The following is a 20,001-nucleotide window of genomic DNA, read 5'->3' as shown; positions in this document are numbered from 1 at the left end:
TCACTATCCCCACCGACCTGATCTTTACTGGCGGCGAGGCTCAGTCAGTTCCAAGTAAGCCCGATAATTGTTGGCGCCACACGTGATGGCGAACGCCCATGGACCAAGGTATGACTATGAATTTGACCGAACTACTGGCCGCGAAAGCTGCTCTGGATGCAGAAATCGCCAAGGCAAAGAAAACTGAAGCCACAGCCGCACTTCGTCGCGTACAAGAGCTCGTCACCGAGTTTGGCCTCACCTCTCAGCAAGTCTTTCCGTTGCTGCCCGCCAAAAGCAAAAAGCAAGGCGCGGCCAAGTACCAAAATCCAACTACTGGCGCCACATGGACAGGACGGGGCAAGCCTCCTGCGTGGATCGTCGGCCAAGATCGCAACGCCTTTCTCATCGCTCAACCTGCCCAACATGAAGGGCCGTTCCTAGCAGAGATGGCTGCTGCGGCAGATCGCCGTAGAGCCTAATCTCGGTCCCGGCGTTTTCCGAGAACGCCTCACGCCAGTTCCAGCTCTCGCTGCAGGTTGGGCGACTTGTGAGGTCTGCCGTGAAGAGCCTGGCTCATCACGTGCAGCAAAGGCCCATCGCTGGCGACATTGGCGAAGAACTGCGGTGGATGAAAGCCGCCCGCCATGTCGCGCAGCTTGCTCAGCGGTATGGGAGACGCGAGTTGTGTAGGTTCGCTCAGCCCCAGTGCAAAGGCTTTTGGCAGACCCGAAAAATACTCAAAGAACTCGTGGCGCTTGAGCCCGGATACAGTGCCGAATCGCCTCCACAGAGTACTGGGAGCGAGTGTGTGCAGGCCTGTCACCGTGGCGCATCCGACGATGCTACCCACCGGCATCTTTACATAGATCCAGACCGTCGTTGACGTATTCCGTAGCGCATCTGATTGCTGAAGCTCGCTACAGCCTGTAGATGCCTTGGGCATCTTCGGTTCAGTGGCGTGCTTGCTTTCGGTTCGTCGGGATTTCGTACTTTCTCAGATGGTAGGAAACAGCAGATGTGCTGAGGCAGTCACTTATCAGTCGGCCCGGGAACACCCAAGGGTTGAAGTCTGACCCACCCAAATGTTCTGGTGACTGCAGCGCTCGGACAAACGCGCCCACTTCTTGCGGCACCTCCATCCAGCGATCCTTCAGGCGCATCTGCAACCCTGTCGCCCAGTCAACGTCCTGGTGTCTCAGCTGAAGTATTTGCGTCAGTGGCACGTTCAGTAGGTGCGCAAGTAACGTAGCGGTCAACGACAACTCAGTTGGGCGAGGAGGTTTGCCCGCAATGGCATCCATCAATAGCCTTGCGTACCGCGCTTGCGGCAGCAGAGATTGTCTGGGTGCCGTGCGCTTGCCGGGCACCTTCAGGCGCATCCCGTGCCGGCTCGCCAAGTGCGACAAGTAGGGGGTCAGTGATGCGCGCAGGCCTGGCTTGCTTCGCAAGAGTGCATCGACTGCTTCCTGCTTGAGTTGCGTTGCGCGTCCCACCTTGGCGGCAGTCAACAGGGCAATGGCAGCAGAAAGATAGGACTTGCGACTTCGTACATTCAGCGGCTTTTGCCGTTGGGCCAACGCCGTATCAAAGGCTTGGAGATCGGCGGCCCAGGGCTTGCCTGTAGCGCCCTTGAGCTTGCTTTGCACCAAGGCCTCATCCGAGTTTTGGCGGCGCGCTGCAGCGTCTTGGAGGAAAGCGCCTTGTTCCACCAAAAACTGCATTAGCAACCCCATTTGCCGCAGCTCCTGCGTTGTGAAGGTCTCCAGCAACACGGCCTGGTCCAACGGGACGGATGCCTGCTGCAGCGCGATGTCTATGCGAGTGATGAACTGCAAGTAGCGCGAAGCATGCGCCGCCAACTTGCTTGCCCGCTGCGATGAATTGCCCCACTGCGTGAAGTCCGCGTACAGCTGCTTCGCCTGTTGAGTCACTAGCATGTGCTGGGCTGACTGCTGCCGTTTCACATTCCCGCGCTTGATGGAACAGCTGAAACAAGGCGAGAAGCCCGTTCCCTGCACGCGCGAGCCGCAATCTGGACAGTCATGGCTGGGACCATCCAGTTCGCAGCACTTGCTGCAAAGATGGCAACCAGCGAGCGTCATAAAGTACTGAGTGCGGTGCTTGTGACAGTGGCTGCAGGTAGCCTGAGTAACTTTGCGCAGACAACGCTCACACATCTGGCCACGCTCAGGAAAGCCGCGCGACCTGCTCAGCCTCGCGCTCGGCGTTCCACAGTAAGCGTTCCGCGAACGACACCCTTGCGCCGTCGATGACGGCGTGTTGAAGGATGGTTCTACGCGGCGGCGGCGAGCGCCGCGTTTGGCACGGCGATGTCGGTGGCAGGCCGCCAGTTGTGCGGCAGCAGCTGCGCGAGGTCGCGCTGCTTGAGCGTGGGCAGACGCTCGAAGACGTCCTTGAGGTAGGCCCAGGGATCGTGCCCGTTTAGTTTGGCCGACTCGATCAGGCTCATGACCACGCCAGCGCGCTCGCCGGCCTGCTGCGAGCCTACAAAAAGCCAATTCTTGCGGCCAACGCACAGCGGGCGCACCGCGTTCTCCGCCGCGTTGTTGTCGATTGGGACGTCGCCGTCGTCCAGGTAGCGCGTGAGCGCGCGCCAATTGCTCAGCGAATAATCGATCGCCTTGGCCGTCACGTCGGCATTGGCCAGCTTCTGGCGCTGCCCGGTCAGCCAGAGGTGCAGGGCCTGGACGATGGGCCTGGAGCGTTGCTGGCGCAGCAGCCACCGTGCCTGGGGTTCGAGTTCGCGCGCCTCGCGCTCGACCTCGTACAGCTTTGCGATCAGCGCCACCGCCTGGCCGGCGATCTGGCTGGCGTTGAACTCGTGCGCCTCGAACAGCTTGCGCCGCGCGTGGGCCCAGCATAGTGCGGCGCTGACGCCTTGCGCCTGAAGCCCAAAATAGCCGCTGTAATCGTCGCTGACCAGCGTGCCGCCGAAGCCTCGCAGCACGCGCCGCGGATGTTCGCCGGCGCGGCTGGCGGTGAAGTCGAACAGCACCGCGCGCTGGGCCACGAAGTTGGTCGTGCGGTAGACCCAGACGTAGGCCCGTTTGGTCTTGCCGCGCCCCGGCGCCAGCAGCGACACCGGCGTCTCGTCGGCGTGGATCACACCGTGGCTGAGGATGAAGCCCTTCAGTGCATCGGCCAGCGGTGCCAGACGCACCCCGCAGATGCCGATCCACTGGGCCATGCTCGAGCGCGGGATGTGCACGCCAGAGCGCGCGTAGATCTCTTCCTGCCGGTACAGCGGCAAGTGATCGTCGTGCTTGGCCACCACCACCTGCGCGAGCAGGCCCGGCGCGGGGATGCCTTTGTCGATGATCTGCGCGGGCATCGGCGCGGCCTGGATCGTCTGGCAGCACGTGCAGGCGTACTTGCCGCGGATATGGCGCAGCACGAAGAATTGGGCCGGCACGCAATCGAGCTGCTCGCTGACTTCTTGGCCGATGCGCTTGAAGGGCTGGCCGCACTCGCAGTGGGTCTGCTCGATCTCGTGATGGTGATCGATGCGCGGCAGGCTCGCCGGCAGCGCCTGGCGCACCGCCTGGCCTTTGGCCCGGGGTGGCGCTACCGGTGGCTTCTGGTCTTGCTGGGCGGCGCGGTCTTCCAGCGCCGTGTCGGCCAGGATCTGATCGAACAGCACCGCCTGCGTGCTCGTCTCCAGGCTCTCGCTGGAGGAGCCGAAGCGCCAGCGCTTCAGCCGCGCGATCTCGAAGTTCAGCGCCTCGATCCTGGTTTGCTTGAACTTCAGCTCGCCTTGCATGCGCCCGATCACATCGCGCAGCTCCTGCATCGAATCCAGTGCGCCCGGCGCATCGATCGTGTGGGTGTCCGGGCCTTCGAGCATGGCCGCCATCATGCCTCGCGCGCGTGCGCGCGAGGCATGACTTTCTCCAATAGACAAACGCGCAAATCCCGACCTCGAATCGAGCGCATTCAGACCACCGTGATCGACTGCGGCTGCGCGCTGCCCAGGCGCTGCCACGGCAGGCCCGCGACGAGCCAGTCGAACTGCTCGCGCGTGAGTTGAAGTGACCCCGTGTCCTGGCGCGGCCAGGCGAAGCTGCCCGCTTGCAGCCGCCGGGTGCACAGCCACATGCCCGCGCCGTCGTAGACCAGCACCTTGAGCCGGTCGGCGCGGCGGTTGGCAAACACGTAGGCGTGGTGGGCTTGCGCGCCCAGCGCGAAGCCGCGCACCACTTGGGCCAACAGCGTGTCGATGCCCCCGCGCAGGTCGGCCGCGCCAAGCGCCAGCCAGATGACGTCGATGCGAATCATCGGCCGAACTCCCGCAGCAGCGAAGCGAGTTCACGCGTGTGCGCCAGCGGCCAATGCAGATCGAGCCGGGTGCCTCCCACGTTCAATTCGACGCGCACCGATGTCGATGCGGCACCAGGCGCCACGCGGGCGGCCACGAAGCCGCTCGGCCTGGCGGCTGGCGAGGGCTCAGGGCTGACGCCGTCGAGCCGCGCCTGCCAGCGCCGCGCATGTGCGCACCAGCTTTGCAGCGTTCCCGCTGGCACCCCGTTGGCCTCGGCCCATACCTGCGCCTTCTGGCCAGAGGCACGATACGCCGCCACTTGCTCCAGGCACCGTTCCATCTGCTGTCGATCCATGTCCACCTCGTCTCGTTCGTTGATTGCGAAGACCCGAGGTTCGCAGCTTCAACGGTGAGATGAAAGATGGGTTCGCGGAACGCTTACGTTCCACACGTATCGCAAGGTCTTGAAGTGCGGTAATAAGGCGCACATGATGCGCATGCAACGCGGTCTCCGACCCGCAAAGCGGCTTGGGGAGTCAAACGGCCGCAACGCAGACATGTGCGGTCCTGCCGTGCACATTTCCCACATACCGACGAGGTTGCATGCTTGTGGGCTCTGGCCGTCTCGCCGCAGATCTGGCAGGTTCGCGGAGGAAAAACTGCTGGGTAGCAAATGCTGCAGTACTTCACTCCATGATGGATGCGGTGGGCCTTGTCCATCGATCGCCCACAGTTGCCGCACGCTGAACGCAGTGCATGTGCGAAATATTGTCCCGGCGACCCATCAGCTTTGGATTGGGTCATAGCCGTGCCTTCACACGCGATGCAGTGGAGCGCCTGACCGACAAACGCAATGCAATCTGAAGGATCCTGCGGGCCCGCAGCTGAGGATCACGCGGCACTTCCCAGCACGACCTTGGCGTCGTACGTGCCTGCGGCAAAGCACGAACGTAACACTCGTGGACTCCAACTTCTCTTGTGTAGCACTCCATATCCTCGTCAAACCTGGCCAAGGCGTTCTCCAGCAGGTGGCTGCGAGCAAAGATTCGCCAGTAGCTCCACGGTTCTCCTGCGCCTGAAAAATCAGGAGCCTTTTTCGCCCTCTGAGTGATCAACCGATAGGCCAACGCCAAAGGCAGCGGGTGCCCGAGAAACGCCTGCCTCCACAACGCATCGACACGCTCTTGCTGCGCCTGCTGCCGCGCAGAACAGGTAGATGGATGTGCGCTGTACAAAGCAAAGGCGCAACACTCGCACCGCCCCAAAACAAGAGAGTCGTTTCGATATGGAGCGAACGGGGCGCCACAGTGCGGACACGCATCCATGAGACTGACGCCGTGCCTGAGGCAAATCCACGATGAAGCCAAGCGCCAGTGCATATGCAGATGGCGCGGCATATCTTCCCTTAGGCAAGCAGGGCAGAACAGCTGCCCAAAACGAAGCCTGCGCCGATGGTAGATCCCTAAAGGCAGCAGCCAAGGCAGAAAGCCGCTGCGGTGCACAGGTACTGCTGCTGCAGCCAGCTGACTGCAATAGGTCATACAACGAACCTGCTCCAGCCTGCAGCCACTGGCCGCTGCAATGGCTTGCAACATCTCCTCGGACAAGCTGCGGTCCAGATCCCTGGTCCAAACGAAGTAGCCCAGGCCCAGTCGATGAGACAAGACTGCAGGCTGCTCCCCCCGAGCCCATGCCCAGCGCACCAAGAACGAGCCCAGCGTCTCTTGGGAATATGGCTGCATGATTGTTCAGCTCGGCCGCGGTGCCGTGACCAAGCGGCTCCTGGTAAAAGACTGGCAGGCGCCTTGCAGAATCTCGAACGTCACCCGCTCGCCACCATCTTTGAGCACGCGCTCGACAGCTTGGAGCGTGATCTTTCGTACGGACCCGATGGTGCCATCGCAGCTTTTGAACACCTCAAGCGCCATCTTGGGGGCAGTCAGATTTGAGGGCCTGGCGAGCGGCATCAGTCGCTCAAAAGATGCGAGCAGCTTGAGAAAACTCTCATCTGCCTGCCAACGGGGCAACGCCAATCGAGTGAAACGACTGACGAACTGAGTATCGATAGCCAAGGCCCTTGAGACGTCGACAGTCCCGCACGCCACGATGCTTAACTGACGCATGTTAGAGAGCCTCTTGAGCGAGGCCATGAACTGCTTTTGCTGACGCGCGGGGCTGTTGAGCATGGCGTGCAACTCATCGAGGACCAGTACAGAAGTGCGCTGCACGGCCAATTCTTCATGCGCAAGCGCTTCCAGCCGTGCTGGGGGGGCGTCGGGCCGATGCGTCACGTTCAAGGCACTCAGGATCGCGCTGTACAGCCGTCGTTCATCAGCACTCGCAGGTGTCTCGACCCACAACACCTTGGTGATCGGATAACCGGCCTCATCCAGCACGATGGGGTTGTTGGCAATGAACTGCCGCGTCAACGTGGTCTTGCCATTGTCGCTGTCTGCGATGACAGCGCGACACTCAGGTTTAAGCGAACGAGGGAACGCCACCAGATCCTGCAGGTCTCGCAAAATATGGTCGTAGGCGGGGTAGCCGAACAGGTGGTTCGAGCGAACGAACTCCAGCTTTTCGGGCAGTGAAGCCTCCAGCATTTGAGCCGTAGCTTCGTGTAGATGAGGAAATTGGTTCATCGTCACGCTACGCATTGAAGCCCGTAATTTTCTTGCTCAAGAATGCTTCAAAGGGATTGGCCCCCGATCCCACAGGCTCCCGCGCAGGCTGCATTTGCGTCTCGACAACCGACCGGTCTGCGCCACCACTTCGAGGCGACGAGGATGGAGGTTTTCGCCTCACTCTCTTCGTGTCTGCCACAGCATTGGCCTCTCTGTGGGCGCTACGCAAGCGGTAACCTGCCTTGGCTTTCTTGTCCTCCAGCTGGCTTCCTTCGTGCTGCCTGCGGGCCTCAATCGCAATGTGCTCTTCCACGCCCACGTAGCCGTCAACCTCGTCATCTCCGGGAGCTTGAAATGGATAGCGATCGAGCTTCACGTACTGCTTGACCTCGGGGTCGAGAAACCACACCTCACGCCGGCGCCGAGGATGGTACTTGACGGTGAATTTGCGCTTCTCCGAAGGATGGTCGGGATCGCTTGCATTGATCCATCGATTGAGAGCCTCGTGATAGTAGTCAGCCTTGTTCATTCGGACGCCCGAGGGCGACACCACACGCGACTCCAGCGGGAGAAAGTCCAACTTGAGCTTTTCCGGATCCGCGATCTGGATCGGAAGTCCGGCTGCCATTGCTCCGTCTGTACCCAGGATCTTTTCCTCCCAAACGATCAATGGTGGCTTCATCAGCGAACTGTGCTTGTGCACGTGGTAGTGGTTCACAACCCAGTCTGCAATTTCGATCTCCAACTCGTGCAAGGTGTAGGCAGACTTTTTCTTGGAGTCATAGGTTCCCCGCTGCTGGGGGTTGGAGAACGTCGTGCCAGGCTTCTTGCGAAGCATCATGTTGACATTGCCCACTAGGCGCTCGATGTAGGCCCCGTAGCGTGGCTGCTTGACTGGCCGAAGATCCAAGTCGATGGAGTTCTCCTTGCAGCCGAACTTAAGTGCCTCCCCTCGGAACTCCTTGGCGTTGTCACACAGCACCTTGCGAATCTTGCCGTGCACAGGCCAACGCCCTGGCAAACCGAGGGATGCGAGGTAATCCTGTTTTGGCAGCATGCCCATCGCCAGGGCCATGCCGGCAGCTACTGCTGAAGGGCGGTCCATGCTCAGATAGAAGCCGACGATCACGCGCGTCAGGCAGTCAATGGCCAGGGTCAGCCAAGGCCGTCCCCATGGCATACGTGTGTCAGAAAAGACCACGATCATGTCGAGTTGGACATGGTCGATCTGCACCGGATTGAGTGGATTGACGGGTTCGGGGAACACACCCGGAGTAGGCATGTCCTTGTCTGCCAATGCAACTTGACCGCGCTTGCGCCGAACCCGGTTTAGAGGAAGTGCAGCGATCCTGTTGCGCACGGTGTTTTCGTGGGGAACGGGCTTGCGCTCGAGTTCGCAACGGTCTTTCACGGTCTGATAGATATCCCGAGGCGTCAGTTGTTGCGACGACAGGTAGAGCTGGTCTATCGCCTCCTGGATGAATTGCTCCACCCGCTCATCAAGCTTCTTCACGCTGGGGGCGCCTCGCTTGCCATCCATGAGGCCCACGAGAGAGCCACAGCCGTTGTAGTTCTTGATCCACTTGTAGAGCGTGACTGCCGAAACCCCGGACTGCCTGGCATGGTCCTCGACATCTTTGCGAGAACGCTTGCGCATTGCCAACAACGGAGCGATCACATCCAGACGCTTTTCAGCCTTCGCAATCTCGGCAGCAGTAAAGGCCAGCAGCGCTGGTGGCAGGGCTGACGGTCCAGCAACCATCTCCCCTGTAGCCCCAGCTTCATGTTCGGGCACGAGCGTGGTGATCGAAGACAGCTGGTTGATGAACGCGACCTCTGAGCGGCCGGTATCAATGTCTTCGATGATCACCCGATCGGTGGAGAGAACACGGCGCACGATGCAAGCTTTCTGCTTGAACACCACCGGTGCTCCAGGGCGGACAGCGAAGCCAGAAGCATGCAGTTCATTTGCCATACAGCGTAGGTTCCTCGTACCAAATTTCTGATTTCATCGTTAACCTTTGCCTGAGATTCGCGCCGATGGAGCCATTCGCCACCATTCGCCACATGGCGCCCACAGCTTGCATGCGGTTGGTCAGGTCCATGAAGGTTGCAGCCAACAGTTCCGAAGGTGTGGAGACTTGAAGCTCTTGCAGAGTCTGTAGGAGCATGAGAGCCGACTTGCCATCGGAGGGATACGAGCGGTAGTCACGCAGAAAAGTGACATTTTTCAGATAGTCGTTGCGGATGTAGCGTTCATCGACAACCTGAAACCCCCAACGCCGCTGTGCGCAAACCATACGGGCGGCCCGGAAACCCGCTTCGAGGTCGCTCCATCGATCCCGAAGTTCATCCAGATACTTGACCTCAAAAAGTAGGGTCCGTGCAGGCTTCCTGAGCTGACTGCCCCGAGAAGTAGCCAAGTAGTCAGGCGTGTATGAGCGCTCCTCGCCAGACTCGAGACGGTACCGGATCTTCATCGGTTGGTGGGTGATGCGCGCTATCCGAGGATCGAAGTCCATCAACAAGACCAGGTCACGCTCCAAGGTGCTCTCGAATGACACCGTCTGCCCATCCAAGGTTTGCACCCGCCCGGTGACCGAACGGTAGTTCATGGGGACCTGCCGCACACCAAGATCGCTTTCAGTAACGTCAATTATTGTAATTTTCATATCAGTTAACTAATTCAATGTATTGAATCAACCCATTCGACAGACCTGATAGACCATTGTGTAGCAAGATGTGACGCCGTGGTTAAGCTTTTCGTTGTAATCGACAGAGGTTCGCCGCCGCGCCCTGGCGAGATCTCGCAGTCCCATCACGGAGTACTGTTTCTGGACGAATTCCCCGAGTTCGCACGCAGCGCGCTGGAGGCGCTGCGCGAGCCGCTGGAGACCGGCCAGATCACCATCGCCAGAGCCGCCCAGCGCTGCGAATTCCCCGCGCGCTTCCAGCTCGTCGCGGCCATGAATCCCTGCCCCTGCGGCCATTGGGGGTCGACGGTGCAGCGCTGCCGCTGCACGCCCGACAAGGTGGCGCGCTACCAGGCGCGCATCAGCGGCCCGCTGCTGGATCGCATCGACCTGCATGTGGAAGTCGGCGCCCTGCCCCCGCAGGAGCTGCTGGCCGCGCGCTCTGGCGAGGCCAGCGACACCGTGCGCGATCGCGTGGTCCAGGCCCGCGCGCTGGCCCTGCAGCGCCAGGGCAGTGCCAACCACCAGCTCCAGGGCCAGGCCCTGGACGACCACCTGGGCCTGTCGCCCGAGGCCCTGGCCTTCGCCCACAAGGCCGCCGCACGCCTGGGCTGGTCGGCCCGCAGCACCCACCGCGCGCTCAAGGTGGCGCGCACCATTGCCGACTTGGCCGGCAGCGCGGCAGTGGAGACAGGGCATGTGGCGGAGGCCATGCAGTATCGGAGGGTGTTGCGGTTGCCTTCATGAGGATCTGCATTGGACGCGGTTGCATGGTTTGTTGGAACTGTTTCTGAAATTCCGAAATTTCCGGCGTTTCAACCAGAAATTTGACTGAATTTCGGAATTCCATAAATCACTCGGATCCTCCCATGCCATCTTTCCAACGCCCCCAAACTCCGGCCCATGAGGTAGCTATACCCCGTGGCGCCGAAGTCATCGTGAGCTTGCAGGGACTCGGCGCCCTGATCCGCTCCATGCGCAAGGCGCAGCATCTGCGCATTGATGACACGGCCGCCCTGTGCGGCGTATCCCTGGACTTGCTTTTTCGCCTCGAAAAAGGACAGGGCGGTGTGGGCTCTGACAAGCTGCTGACCGTTCTTGATGGACTGGGCCTCGCCATGATCATTGCGCCCAAGCAAGATTCGTTGATGGCAGGACTCCCTCAAGCCTGAATTTCCATGGAGGTGTGTATTGGGCTCAACTATGCTGGTGGACATCGCCCAAAAGGCAGCAGCCTTGCCTTCCGACCTGTTCTGAGTTTCAGGCAGACGCTGCCGGGACGGCTTCCACGCACAGGGCCTCTTCGCCCTGCACACCCTCGATCCCCAACACCTCCACGCACGCATGCAGCGCAGGCGACCAGCCCTGGCGCGCGGGCACGACGAACCAGGTTTCCACGCGGGCGACTTCCTGGGCGAGTGCGCCGGGCAGGGCCGTGATGTGCACGCCGAAGCGGTGCTGCTGGGCCTGGACCACGCTGCGCGGCAGCAGGCCGTAGCCCATGCCGGCGGCCACGCAGCCGAGGATGGCGTCCAGCGATCCCATTTCCATGATGCGTGCGGCCACGCCGCGCGTGGCCAGCAGCAGTTCGATGCGCTGGCGGTAGCTGCAGCCCTGGCGGAAGGCCAGGAAGGGCACGGCGCTGAGCTGGGCGGCATCGGGAAAGCGCGGCAGCGCGAATGCGGTGACCAGCACCAGTTCCTCCTCGAAAACCTTCCAGCCCTGCAGCCGCGACTGGGGCGGCATGCCCGAGACGAAGGCGCAGTCCAGCCGCCCTGCCAGCAGGTCAGCCAGCAGCTCGGCCGTGGTGGCCGTGCGCAGCTCCAGGTCCAGGCCGGGCCGGGCCTGGTGCAGGCGCGCCAGCAGCGGCGGCAGGCGCAGCGCAGCCGTGGTTTCCATGGAGCCTATGCGCAGCGCGCCTGCGGCCCGGGCGCTGCCTTGCAGCAGGGCCAGCGCCTCGTCATGGTCGGCCAGCATGCGCCGCGCGTATTGCTCCAGCAGGCGGCCGGCAGGCGTTGCGTGCACGGGCGCGCTGCGCTCCAGCAATTGCACGCCGGCCTCGTCCTCGAGCTTTTTCACATGGGCCGTCACGTTGGACTGCACGGTGTGCAGTTGCTGCGCGGCGGCGCCGAAGCTGCCGCTGTCGCAGACGGCCAGGAACATGCGCAGGGACTTCAATTGCATCGCGGCTCCAGTGGCATTCATCTTCAATCGAGATCGACGCCATCATTTTGAATCATTGGACATGATGACTCCGGCGGCTTAAGGTATGCCCATCCTCCCCGCATGGCGCCCACTCCCGTGATCCAACGCAACGAAACTTCCCTGCTGCTGACCGGCTTCATGGCCACGCTCAGCGGCGTCGGCCTGGCGCGCTTTGCCTACACGGCGCTGATGCCGCAGATGGTGCATGCCGGCTGGTTCAGCGGCGAGCAGGTGGCCTATCTGGGCGCGGCCAATCTGCTGGGCTATCTGATCGGTGCGCTGGCCGCCGCGCCGCTGGCCGAACGCCTGGGCGCGCTGCGCGTGCTGCTGTGGTGCTGGGTGGCCCTGGCGCTGAGCTTTGCGGCCTGCGCCTGGCCGCTGCCCATGCCCTGGTTCTTTGCCTGGCGCTGCATCTCGGGCATTGGCGGCGCCATCCTGATGGTGCTGGGTCCCTCGGTGGCCCTGGCGGCCACCCCCCTGCAGCGGCGTGCGGCCCTGGGGCCGCTGATGTTCTGCGGCATAGGCGCCGGCGCCCTGCTGTCGGCCACGCTGATACCGCTGCTGGCGCGCCAGAGCCTGGGCGCCGTCTGGTGGGCGCTGGCGGCGGTCTGCGCCTGGGCCGGCTGGCTGGGCTGGCGCCATGTGCGGCGGCTGCCGGTGCCTGCGCCCATCGCCATCACGCCCCATGCCCGGCCCGTGCCCGCCGCGCCCCTGTGGACGCTGCCCGTGGTGCTGGTGATGCTGGCCTATATGACGGACGCCTTCGGCTTTGTGCCGCACACGGTGTTCTGGGTGGACTACCTGGCGCGCGAGCTGCAGTTGGGCGATGCCTACGCCTCCACGCAGTGGGCCGTGTTCGGCCTGGGCGCCATTGCCGGGCCGCTGGTGGCCTCGCTGTGCGCCACGCGCTTTGGCTGGTGGGGCACGACCACGGGCGCCTATGCGGTCAAGACCCTGGCCATTGCCATGCCGCTGTTCTGGGTGGGATTTGCGGGGCATGCGACCTCGTCCTTTCTGGTGGGCGCGCTGTCGCCGGGCATGGCGGCCATCACCTCGGGCTACCTGATGCAGCTGATCGGCCCCGTGCAGCACAAGCGCATGTGGGGCTATGCCACGGCGGCCTTTGCGCTGATGCAGGCCGTGTCGGGGTATTTCATGGCCTGGAGCTATGCGGGCCTGGGCTCGTACCAGCGCCTGTTCGTCATCGGCAGCGTGTCGCTGCTGCTGGGCACGCTGATGATCGCCGCCAGCCGCGCCAGCGCGCGCCGGCAGGCCGCCGCATGAGTGCGCGGATTCGAGGCAGGAAACAAGGAGTCGTATGAGCACCGCAAAGACCGCGTGGATGGCCCGCCTGGGCATGCGCCATCCCATCATCCAGGCCCCCATGGCCGGAACGTCCACGCCCGCGCTGGCGGCCGCCGTCACCGAGGCCGGCGGCCTGGGCTCGCTGGGCATTGGCGCCAGCGGCACGGAGCAGGCACGCCAGCAGATCGTGCAGACGCGCGCGCTGACTTCGGGCGCCTTCAACGTCAACCTGTTCTGCCACCGGCCGGCCCGGGCCGATGCGCAGCGCGAGGCCGCCTGGCTGGCCCATCTGGCGCCCGAGTTCGCGCGCTTTGGCGCCACGCCGCCTGCCACGCTCAACGAGATCTACGCCACCGCCGTCGGCAACGCCGCGCTGCAGGCCATGCTGCTGCAGGAGCGGCCCGCCGTGGTGAGCTTTCATTTCGGGCTGCCTGAGCAGGGCTTCATCGACGCGCTGCGCGCGGCCGGCGTCGTGACCCTGGCCAGCGCCACGTCGCTGGACGAGGCGCGCCAGGTGGAGCAGGCCGGTGTCGATGCCATCGTGGCCCAGGGCGTGGAGGCCGGGGGACACCGCGGAACGTTCGATCCCGCGCAGGACCGCATGATGGGCACCTTCGCCCTGGTGCGCGTGCTGGCGCGCAACACGGCCCTGCCGGTGATCGCGGCCGGCGGCATCATGGATGGCGAAGGCATCGCGGCCGCGCTGGGCCTGGGCGCCTGCGCGGCGCAGCTGGGCACGGCCTTCATCCTCTGCCCTGAATCGTCCGCCAGCCCGGCCTACCGTGCCGAGCTGCGCAGCGAACGCGCCCACCACACAGGCATCACCGCCGCCATCTCGGGCCGGCCGGCGCGCGGCATGGTCAACCGGCTGCATGCGCTGGGCGCCAGCCATGGCCAGCCCCTGCCCGACTATCCGCGCGTCTACGACGCAGGCAAGGCGCTGCACCAGGCGGCCTCGGCGCAGGGCAGCTCCGACTACGCAGCCCACTGGGCCGGCCAGGGTGCGCCGCTGGCGCGCGAGATGCCGGCCGCTGCGCTGGTGCAGACGCTGGCCGGCGAGCTGGCGAGCGCTCAGGCAGGCCGCTAGAGCGTGTTATCCACTAAAGTGCCGCCAGCCCCTGCTCCAGATCGGCGATGAGGTCGCGCGGCGACTCCAGGCCGATGTGCAGGCGCACCACGGGCCCGCGCGCACTCCAGTCGGTGACGCTGCGCGCCTGCGCCATGTGCGCGGCTGTCGCCAGGCTCTCGTAGCCGCCCCAGGAGGCGCCAATGCCGAAGAGGCGCAGGCCGTCGATGAAGCGGTCCACGGCGGCCTCGGCGGTGCCGGGCTGCAGCTCCAGCGACACCAGGCCGTTCGTGCCCTGGCAGTCGCGCAGCCACAGCGCATGGCCGGGGTGCGTGGGCAGCGCGGGGCAGAACACGGTGGCCACGGCCGGGTGCTGCTGCAGCCAGTGCGCCACCTCCAGCGCATGCGCCTCGTGCATCTGCAGCCGTGCGGCCAGCGAGCGCATGCCGCGCAGCACCAGCCAGGCATCGTCGGGGCTGACCGCCATGCCGAAGGCATCGCAGCGCGCGGCCAGCGGCTCCCAGGCGGCCTCGGTGGTGGCCACGGTGCCCATCATCACGTCGGAGTGGCCAGCCAGGTACTTGGTGGCTGCCATCACCGAGACATCGGCCCCCAGCGCCAGCGGCCGGTACTGGCAGCCCGACCCCCAGGTGTTGTCGGCCAGGACCAGGGCGCCGCGCGCATGGGCCATGGCCGCCAGCGCGGGCAGGTCGCACATTTCGTAGACCAGCGATCCCGGGCATTCGGCATAGACCATGCGGGTGTTGGGGCGCATGCGCGCCTGGGCGTCGCTGCCATCGGCCGCGAAGAAGTCGTACTCGATGCCGTAGGGCCGCAGCCATTGCCCGGCCAGGTGGCGCACAGGCTGGTAGGCGCTGTCGGTCAGCAGCACATGGTCGCCGGGGCGCAGGTAGCTGAGCAGGGCCATGCCGATGGCCGCCAGGCCGGTAGGCAGCAGCCGCGTGCGGTGGGCGCCTTCCAGCTCGCTGACGGCATCTTCCAGCGCAAAGCCGGTGGGTGTGCCGCGCGCGCCGTAGCTGAAGATGCGCTCGCCGGCGCGGCGCTCGCGCATCTCGCGCTGCTGTGCCGTGCTCTCGAACAGCACGGTGCTGGCGCGCACCAGGGGCGGGTTGACGGCCGTGCCGCCCGCATAGGCCGGGCGCTTGCCCGCATGCAGCAGCCGGGTCTGCAGGTCCAGCGCGGGGGCGCCAGAGGCCGATGATCCAGGCACGGGGGCGTGTTCGGCAGCCATCAGTCGATCTTCGCGCCCGAGAGCTTGACCACGCGCGACCAGCGCTCCATGTCCTGGCGCAGCTGGGCGGCAAAGGCCTCGGGCGTATTGGCCACGACTTCGCTGCCGCCATCGACGACCAGCTTGGTCACTTCCGGCAGTTGCAGGGTGCGCACGATGGCGTCGTGCAGATAGGCCACGCGCTCGGGCGGCGTGCCGGCGGGTGCGAAGAAGCCGTACCAGTCCTCGAAGCGCGCATTGCGCAGGCCCAGTTCCTCCAGCGTGGGCACCTTGCCGAACACGCCGATGCGGCGCGGGCTGGTGACGGCCAGCGCGCGCACCTGGCCCGCCTGGATCATGCCGGCCACGGACGAGGTGGAGGTGATCAGCACATCGACCTGCTGGCCCAGCAGATCGTTGATGGCCGGCCCCGCGCCCTTGTAGGGCACATGGGTCATGGGCACGCCGTTTTCCTTGGACAGCACCACGCCCACCAGGTGCGACAGCGTGCCGTTGCCGGGCGTGGCATAGGTGACGCGGCCCGGCTCGCCCTTGCTGCGCGCCACCAGGTCGGCAAAGCTCTTGAGGGGCGAGGCCGAGGCGACCACGATGGCCAGCGGCGCCGCGTTGATCTGCGTGATGGGCACGAAGTTCTTGAGCGGATCAAAGCCCGGCGCGCTGTAGAGCGCGGGGTTCACCGCCATCAGCGAGACCTGGCCCGTGAGCACGGTGTAGCCATCGGGCTTGGCCTCGGCCACGGCCTTGGCGCCGATGTTGCCGCCTGCACCGCCCCGGTTTTCCACCACGGAGGGCTGGCCCGTGGCCTCGGTCAGCCGCGTGGTGACCCAGCGCGTGCTGGCGTCGTTGCCGCCGCCCGGCGGGAAGGGCGAGATGAAGCGGATCGGCTGGGCCGGATAGCCGTTGCGTGCAGCCAGCGGCTCGGCCGTGGCCTGCGAGAGCATGGCCAGGGCCGCGAGGCTGGCGGCCAGCATCCTGGCCAGGGTGGGGATTGCGAACATGTCTTGTCTCCTGTCGTTATGTGATCTGATTTATGTCGCTCTACGGCAAGTCAGCGATATATGGCGCTGCCTTTGCAACTGACGTGACTTTGGCCAGGGGCACCAAGCAAGGGCCTACGCCGGCCGCGCCGCCCCCGCAGCGAGGGTGCCGTCCCCCTCCCGCGCAGCGAGAGAGGGGGAAGCGGCGAAGCCGCTCAGGGGGAGCTTCATGCACTCGGCAGGCGGAAGGCGGCCAGTTCCTGGGCATCGAGCTGCGGCACCAGGCCCGTCTCCCAGGCCAGGTAGCGGCGTGCCGCTTCCTTGTTGCCGTCGTGGCGGTCGTGCACGAAGAACAGGTAGTCGATGCATTCGGCGTCGGTGGGGCTGTCGGGCGTGGCCTCGACGGGCAGGCCGGCCTGCTGCCATGCGGCCAGGCCGCCTTCGAGCAGCAGCGGCGCGGCGCCCTGCAGCTCCAGCGCGGCCCATTGCGCCATGCCGGGCTCGTCGGCCACCAGCACGATCTGGCGCGTCTCGCCGGCCAGATCGCTGGCAAGGCACGGGCGGATGGACCAGCGGGCCCCGGCGATGTGGCCTGCGCGGTACTTCATGCCCGCGCGCAGATCGACCACGGCCACCTCGCCCTGGCGCATGCGTTCGTGCAGGGCCTGCACCGCGATGCCTGCCAGTGCGGGGGCCTGGGGCAGCTGGGCCGGTGCGAGGTCCAGGCCGCTTTGCAGGCCGCCCCGCAGCACGCAGGCGTCATGGCCGAGCTGGCGCAGCCAGCTGGCCACCACGGGGGCGCGCACGCCATCGCTGTCGAACAGCACCAGGCGCGCACCGCGCACGCCCACGTACTGGTCGCCGGCCTGCATTAGCTGGCCACCGGGCGTGTGCTGGGCGCCGGGCAGCGAACCGGCCTTGAATTCCTCGGGCGTGCGCACATCGCACAGGAACAGCGTGCGCGCAGCATCCTGGCTCCAGGCGCGCACGGTGTCGGCATCGACCTCGGGCACGTCGAAGCGTTCGGCCAGGGCGCGGGCCTGTGCTTGCAGCGCGCTGCTGGCCGAGTCGTCGCCATAGCGCTGCGTGCCGCCATGCTCCAGCGGCAGGTCGGCCAGGTACCAGCCCTGGGTGCCGTTTTCCAGCGCGTAGACGGGGTTGGGAATGCCCAGGTTGATCAAGGTCTGCGCGCCGATGATGGAGCGCGTGCGGCCCGCGCAATTGACCACGATGGGCGTGGCCGCATCGGGCACCAGGCGGCTCACGCGCAGCGCCAGCTCGCCATTGGGGCAGCAGATGGCGCCGGGGATGTTCATCTTGTGGAACTCGGAGACGGGCCGGCCGTCCAGCACCACCAGGGGCAGGCCCGCCGCCTGGCGCGCCGCCAGCTGCTGGGCCGTGATGCGCGGCGTGCCGTAGGCGTGCTCGGCCAGTTCGCCAAAGGTCTTGGAGGGCAGGTTCACGCCGGCGAACAGCGTGTAGCCTGCCGCGCTCCAGGCCTGGGTGCCGCCTTCCAGCACAGACACCTGGGTGTAGCCCAGGGCTTCGAGGCGGCGCGCGGCGCGCCCGGCCACGCCCGCGCTGACATCGCCCTCGCCACCGTCGTAGGTGACGACGCGCACCTGCCTGCGCGGCACCAGGCGGGGCACATCCAGCTCCAGCCGGCTGTAGGGCAGGGGCGTGGCGTAGAACAGGTGCGACTCGCCGTACTGGCCGTGCTCGCGCACGTCGAGCAGCGCGATCTCCTGGCCGTCGTGCAGCCAGGATTTGAGGGTGTGGGCGTCAATGGATGCGGTCATTGCATGCGGTCCGGGAAAAAGATCGGCAAGGAATTTCGGGCAAAGCCCTGCCACGCGCGCCCCGTGGGGCGCGCTGCGGCATGGACAGGGAAAAGGCAGGAAGCGGGAGGTAGCGGCCGGAAGGCCGGGACTCAGCGGCGCGTCTGCACGCCGATGGCCATGGTCTGGCAGGTGCCGGCGGCCAGGTCGTAGCTGGTGCGCTCGTTGAGCGTCTCCAGCGCGCGGCCGTACATGTGCAGGTGGCGGATGACCTGCTCGCCCTGGATCTCCACGGAGTGGATGTCCTCGGGCATGAGGGCGATGCCCTGGCCTGGCGCCACCACCACGAGATCCGTCTCACGCAGCGTGGCCTTGCCGGGGACGGAGCCGTCGTCGGTGCGCTCGTAGACGCGGTTGTGCTCCGTGCCTTCCACGGCGGCAATGCAGGCCCAGGTCGTGTGGTTGTGCGGCACGATGCGCTTGCCCGGGCGCATGACGTTGAGGTACAGCGCATAGCTCTGGTCGGCGTCCTCTGCGATCAGGTAGCGCGCCTGGTGCTCGCCCTCTTCGGGCGCGGCGTAGTCGGCCTGCTGCCAGAAGTCTCGGCGCGCGGCCAGGGCCAGCAGCTGCTGGAGCACGGCGTCCAGGCTGGCGCGCGTGGCAGCGCCTTCGCCAATGGCCTGCTTCATGTGGTCGATGGCCGCTGCCACGGCGGCGCTGCGCTGTTCGGTGATGGTGGTGGTGGTGGTGGTGTTCAAAGGGGACTCCTTGTCGTCGTTGAAGCCCACTGTAGTGAGGCGTCCGGCCCGCAACAATCCACGCACCCTCAACAAATACTTCAATAAAATTGAAGTATGGAGACGCTTGACCTGGACCTGCTGCGCACCCTGGCCGCCATTGCCAGCCACGACAGCTTTGCCGCCGCCGCCGTGCAGATGGGGCGCACGCAATCGGCCATCACCCAGCAGATGCAGCGGCTGGAGGAGAAGATCGGCCACGCGCTGTTCGAGAAGCAGGGCCGGCAAAAACGCCTCACCGACCACGGCCAGCGCCTGCTGGGCTATGCGCGCCACATGCTGGCCATCCACGACGAGGCGCTGCGCAACCTGCAGCACCGCCAGGTGCAGGGCCTGGTGCGCATTGGCGCACCGCACGACGCGGCCGACAACATGCTGCCGCCCGTGCTGCAGGAGATCGCGCTGAACTTTCCGGGCATGCAGATCGACATCCATGTGGGGCGCAGCCCTTTCCTGATGGAGTCGCTCAAGCAGGGCGAGCTGGACCTGGCCATCTCCAACCGGGAGGATGAGGGCTTCGAGGGCTTTGCCCTGCGCTCCACACCCACGGTCTGGCTGTGCGGCGCGGGCTATGCCCATGACCCGGGCAAGCCCGTGCCCCTGGTCATGGCCGACGGACCCAGCATCTTCCGCCGCCTGGGCTGCGACGCGCTGGATGCGGCAGGCATCGCCTGGACACCGCGCCACACCTGCACCAGCCTGGTCGGCATACGCGCGGCCCTGCGCGCGGGCCTGGGCGTGACGGCGCGCGGCGTGGAGCAACTGGACCCGGGCCTGCGCGTGCTGGGTGCGGGCGACGGTATGCCGCCGCTGCCGGACCTGGTCTACCGCCTGTACATCCGCAGCCATGTGATCAGCCCCGTCACGCGCCAGATCTTCGAGAACCTGCAGGCACGCATGCGGCTGCCGGCCGGCTGATGGACAGCGTTGGGGAGGCAGAGGGACGGCAGGCGTGCAGCTTGCCAGCGCTGCTTGTAATGGGACTTATTCTCAAATAACATCCGCGCCACTGCCGCCTCCTCTGCCGGTGTTTTTCGAGCCTT

At 65.2% G+C, this 20,001-nt stretch carries 19 protein-coding genes and 1 pseudogene; 6 read left to right on the top strand and 14 right to left on the bottom strand.

Translation table 11 applies throughout. The features are described 5' to 3' along the window. Window positions 1-110 precede the first annotated feature (110 nt). Window positions 111-461 (top strand): H-NS histone family protein, encoded by a 351-nt coding sequence (locus ACRSCF_RS01425; RefSeq protein WP_050042347.1) that lies wholly within the window; start codon window positions 111-113, stop codon window positions 459-461. 29 nt (window positions 462-490) lie between these two features. Here the strand turns inward: ACRSCF_RS01425 and ACRSCF_RS01420 are convergent, their stop codons facing one another. From ACRSCF_RS01420 to ACRSCF_RS01380, 9 genes are all read right to left on the bottom strand, one after another. Beyond that, complete coding sequence (locus ACRSCF_RS01420) at window positions 491-925, bottom strand: hypothetical protein (RefSeq protein ID WP_227469604.1); 435 nt, start codon at window positions 923-925, stop codon at window positions 491-493. Between the two features lie 7 nt (window positions 926-932). Further along, window positions 933-1,919 (bottom strand): hypothetical protein, encoded by a 987-nt coding sequence (locus ACRSCF_RS01415; protein WP_034366580.1) that lies wholly within the window; start codon window positions 1,917-1,919, stop codon window positions 933-935. Between the two features lie 356 nt (window positions 1,920-2,275). Further along, on the bottom strand, window positions 2,276-3,793 hold the full coding sequence (gene tnpC / locus ACRSCF_RS01410; RefSeq protein ID WP_059153614.1) for an IS66 family transposase: 1,518 nt from the start codon (window positions 3,791-3,793) through the stop codon (window positions 2,276-2,278). A 143-nt stretch (window positions 3,794-3,936) separates the two neighbouring features. Further along, complete coding sequence (gene tnpB / locus ACRSCF_RS01405; protein WP_014386445.1) at window positions 3,937-4,278, bottom strand: IS66 family insertion sequence element accessory protein TnpB; 342 nt, start codon at window positions 4,276-4,278, stop codon at window positions 3,937-3,939. Beyond that, on the bottom strand, window positions 4,275-4,616 hold the full coding sequence (gene tnpA / locus ACRSCF_RS01400) for an IS66 family insertion sequence element accessory protein TnpA (protein ID WP_014386446.1): 342 nt from the start codon (window positions 4,614-4,616) through the stop codon (window positions 4,275-4,277). The genes tnpB and tnpA overlap by 4 nt, the downstream gene beginning before the upstream one ends. Before the next feature lie 445 nt (window positions 4,617-5,061). Continuing rightward, window positions 5,062-6,003: a TniQ family protein gene (locus ACRSCF_RS01395; protein ID WP_016452127.1), complete on the bottom strand. Its 942-nt coding sequence runs from the start codon at window positions 6,001-6,003 to the stop codon at window positions 5,062-5,064. A gap of 6 nt (window positions 6,004-6,009) precedes the next feature. Further along, window positions 6,010-6,903, bottom strand: coding sequence for a TniB family NTP-binding protein (locus ACRSCF_RS01390; protein WP_223275228.1), 894 nt, complete (start codon window positions 6,901-6,903; stop codon window positions 6,010-6,012). Between the two features lie 7 nt (window positions 6,904-6,910). Further along, window positions 6,911-8,860 carry a Mu transposase C-terminal domain-containing protein gene (locus tag ACRSCF_RS01385; protein ID WP_227740878.1) on the bottom strand — a complete coding sequence of 650 codons (1,950 nt, stop codon included), beginning with the start codon at window positions 8,858-8,860 and terminating at the stop codon, window positions 6,911-6,913. Beyond that, window positions 8,850-9,500 carry a heteromeric transposase endonuclease subunit TnsA gene (locus ACRSCF_RS01380; protein WP_034366604.1) on the bottom strand — a complete coding sequence of 217 codons (651 nt, stop codon included), beginning with the start codon at window positions 9,498-9,500 and terminating at the stop codon, window positions 8,850-8,852. Before ACRSCF_RS01380 ends, ACRSCF_RS01385 begins: the two co-directional genes overlap by 11 nt. A 153-nt stretch (window positions 9,501-9,653) precedes the next feature. On the opposite strand from ACRSCF_RS01380, the pseudogene ACRSCF_RS01375 reads away from it, so the two are divergent. Beyond that, window positions 9,654-10,325: pseudogene (locus tag ACRSCF_RS01375) on the top strand (ATP-binding protein); the annotation flags it as partial. A gap of 122 nt (window positions 10,326-10,447) precedes the next feature. Next, entirely contained in the window at window positions 10,448-10,750 is a 303-nt protein-coding gene (locus ACRSCF_RS01370) for a helix-turn-helix domain-containing protein (protein ID WP_034366575.1), read from the top strand. An 88-nt stretch (window positions 10,751-10,838) separates the two neighbouring features. Here the strand turns inward: ACRSCF_RS01370 and ACRSCF_RS01365 are convergent, their stop codons facing one another. After that, entirely contained in the window at window positions 10,839-11,762 is a 924-nt protein-coding gene (locus tag ACRSCF_RS01365) for a LysR family transcriptional regulator (protein WP_034366572.1), read from the bottom strand. 102 nt (window positions 11,763-11,864) lie between these two features. On the opposite strand from ACRSCF_RS01365, the gene ACRSCF_RS01360 reads away from it, so the two are divergent. Both ACRSCF_RS01360 and ACRSCF_RS01355 read left to right on the top strand, forming a co-directional pair. Further along, entirely contained in the window at window positions 11,865-13,067 is a 1,203-nt protein-coding gene (locus ACRSCF_RS01360) for a YbfB/YjiJ family MFS transporter (protein ID WP_016448656.1), read from the top strand. Window positions 13,068-13,101: 34 nt separating this feature from the next. After that, on the top strand, window positions 13,102-14,175 hold the full coding sequence (locus tag ACRSCF_RS01355) for an NAD(P)H-dependent flavin oxidoreductase (protein ID WP_209801435.1): 1,074 nt from the start codon (window positions 13,102-13,104) through the stop codon (window positions 14,173-14,175). A gap of 13 nt (window positions 14,176-14,188) precedes the next feature. On the opposite strand, the gene metC is transcribed toward ACRSCF_RS01355, so the two are convergent. The 4 genes from metC to ACRSCF_RS01335 form a co-directional block, all read right to left on the bottom strand. Continuing rightward, window positions 14,189-15,406 (bottom strand): cystathionine beta-lyase, encoded by a 1,218-nt coding sequence (gene metC / locus ACRSCF_RS01350; RefSeq protein WP_034366569.1) that lies wholly within the window; start codon window positions 15,404-15,406, stop codon window positions 14,189-14,191. Next, a complete protein-coding gene (locus ACRSCF_RS01345; RefSeq protein ID WP_065345443.1) occupies window positions 15,406-16,404 on the bottom strand; it encodes a Bug family tripartite tricarboxylate transporter substrate binding protein in 999 nt (332 codons plus the stop codon). The genes metC and ACRSCF_RS01345 overlap by 1 nt, the downstream gene beginning before the upstream one ends. A 206-nt stretch (window positions 16,405-16,610) precedes the next feature. Further along, entirely contained in the window at window positions 16,611-18,182 is a 1,572-nt protein-coding gene (locus ACRSCF_RS01340; protein WP_034366567.1) for a rhodanese-like domain-containing protein, read from the bottom strand. A gap of 131 nt (window positions 18,183-18,313) precedes the next feature. Continuing rightward, window positions 18,314-18,850: a cysteine dioxygenase family protein gene (locus ACRSCF_RS01335; RefSeq protein ID WP_052151702.1), complete on the bottom strand. Its 537-nt coding sequence runs from the start codon at window positions 18,848-18,850 to the stop codon at window positions 18,314-18,316. Window positions 18,851-19,015: 165 nt separating this feature from the next. On the opposite strand from ACRSCF_RS01335, the gene ACRSCF_RS01330 reads away from it, so the two are divergent. Further along, complete coding sequence (locus tag ACRSCF_RS01330; protein ID WP_016448662.1) at window positions 19,016-19,876, top strand: LysR substrate-binding domain-containing protein; 861 nt, start codon at window positions 19,016-19,018, stop codon at window positions 19,874-19,876. Window positions 19,877-20,001: the final 125 nt, after the last annotated feature.

Origin of the sequence: Delftia sp. 11MD (genome assembly GCF_050907895.1) — a bacterium.
GTDB classification, from domain to species: Bacteria; Pseudomonadota; Gammaproteobacteria; order Burkholderiales; family Burkholderiaceae_C; genus Comamonas; species Comamonas tsuruhatensis.
The sequence above is the reverse complement of the archived record's forward strand: the minus strand, read 5'-3'. Positions and strand labels throughout refer to the sequence as shown.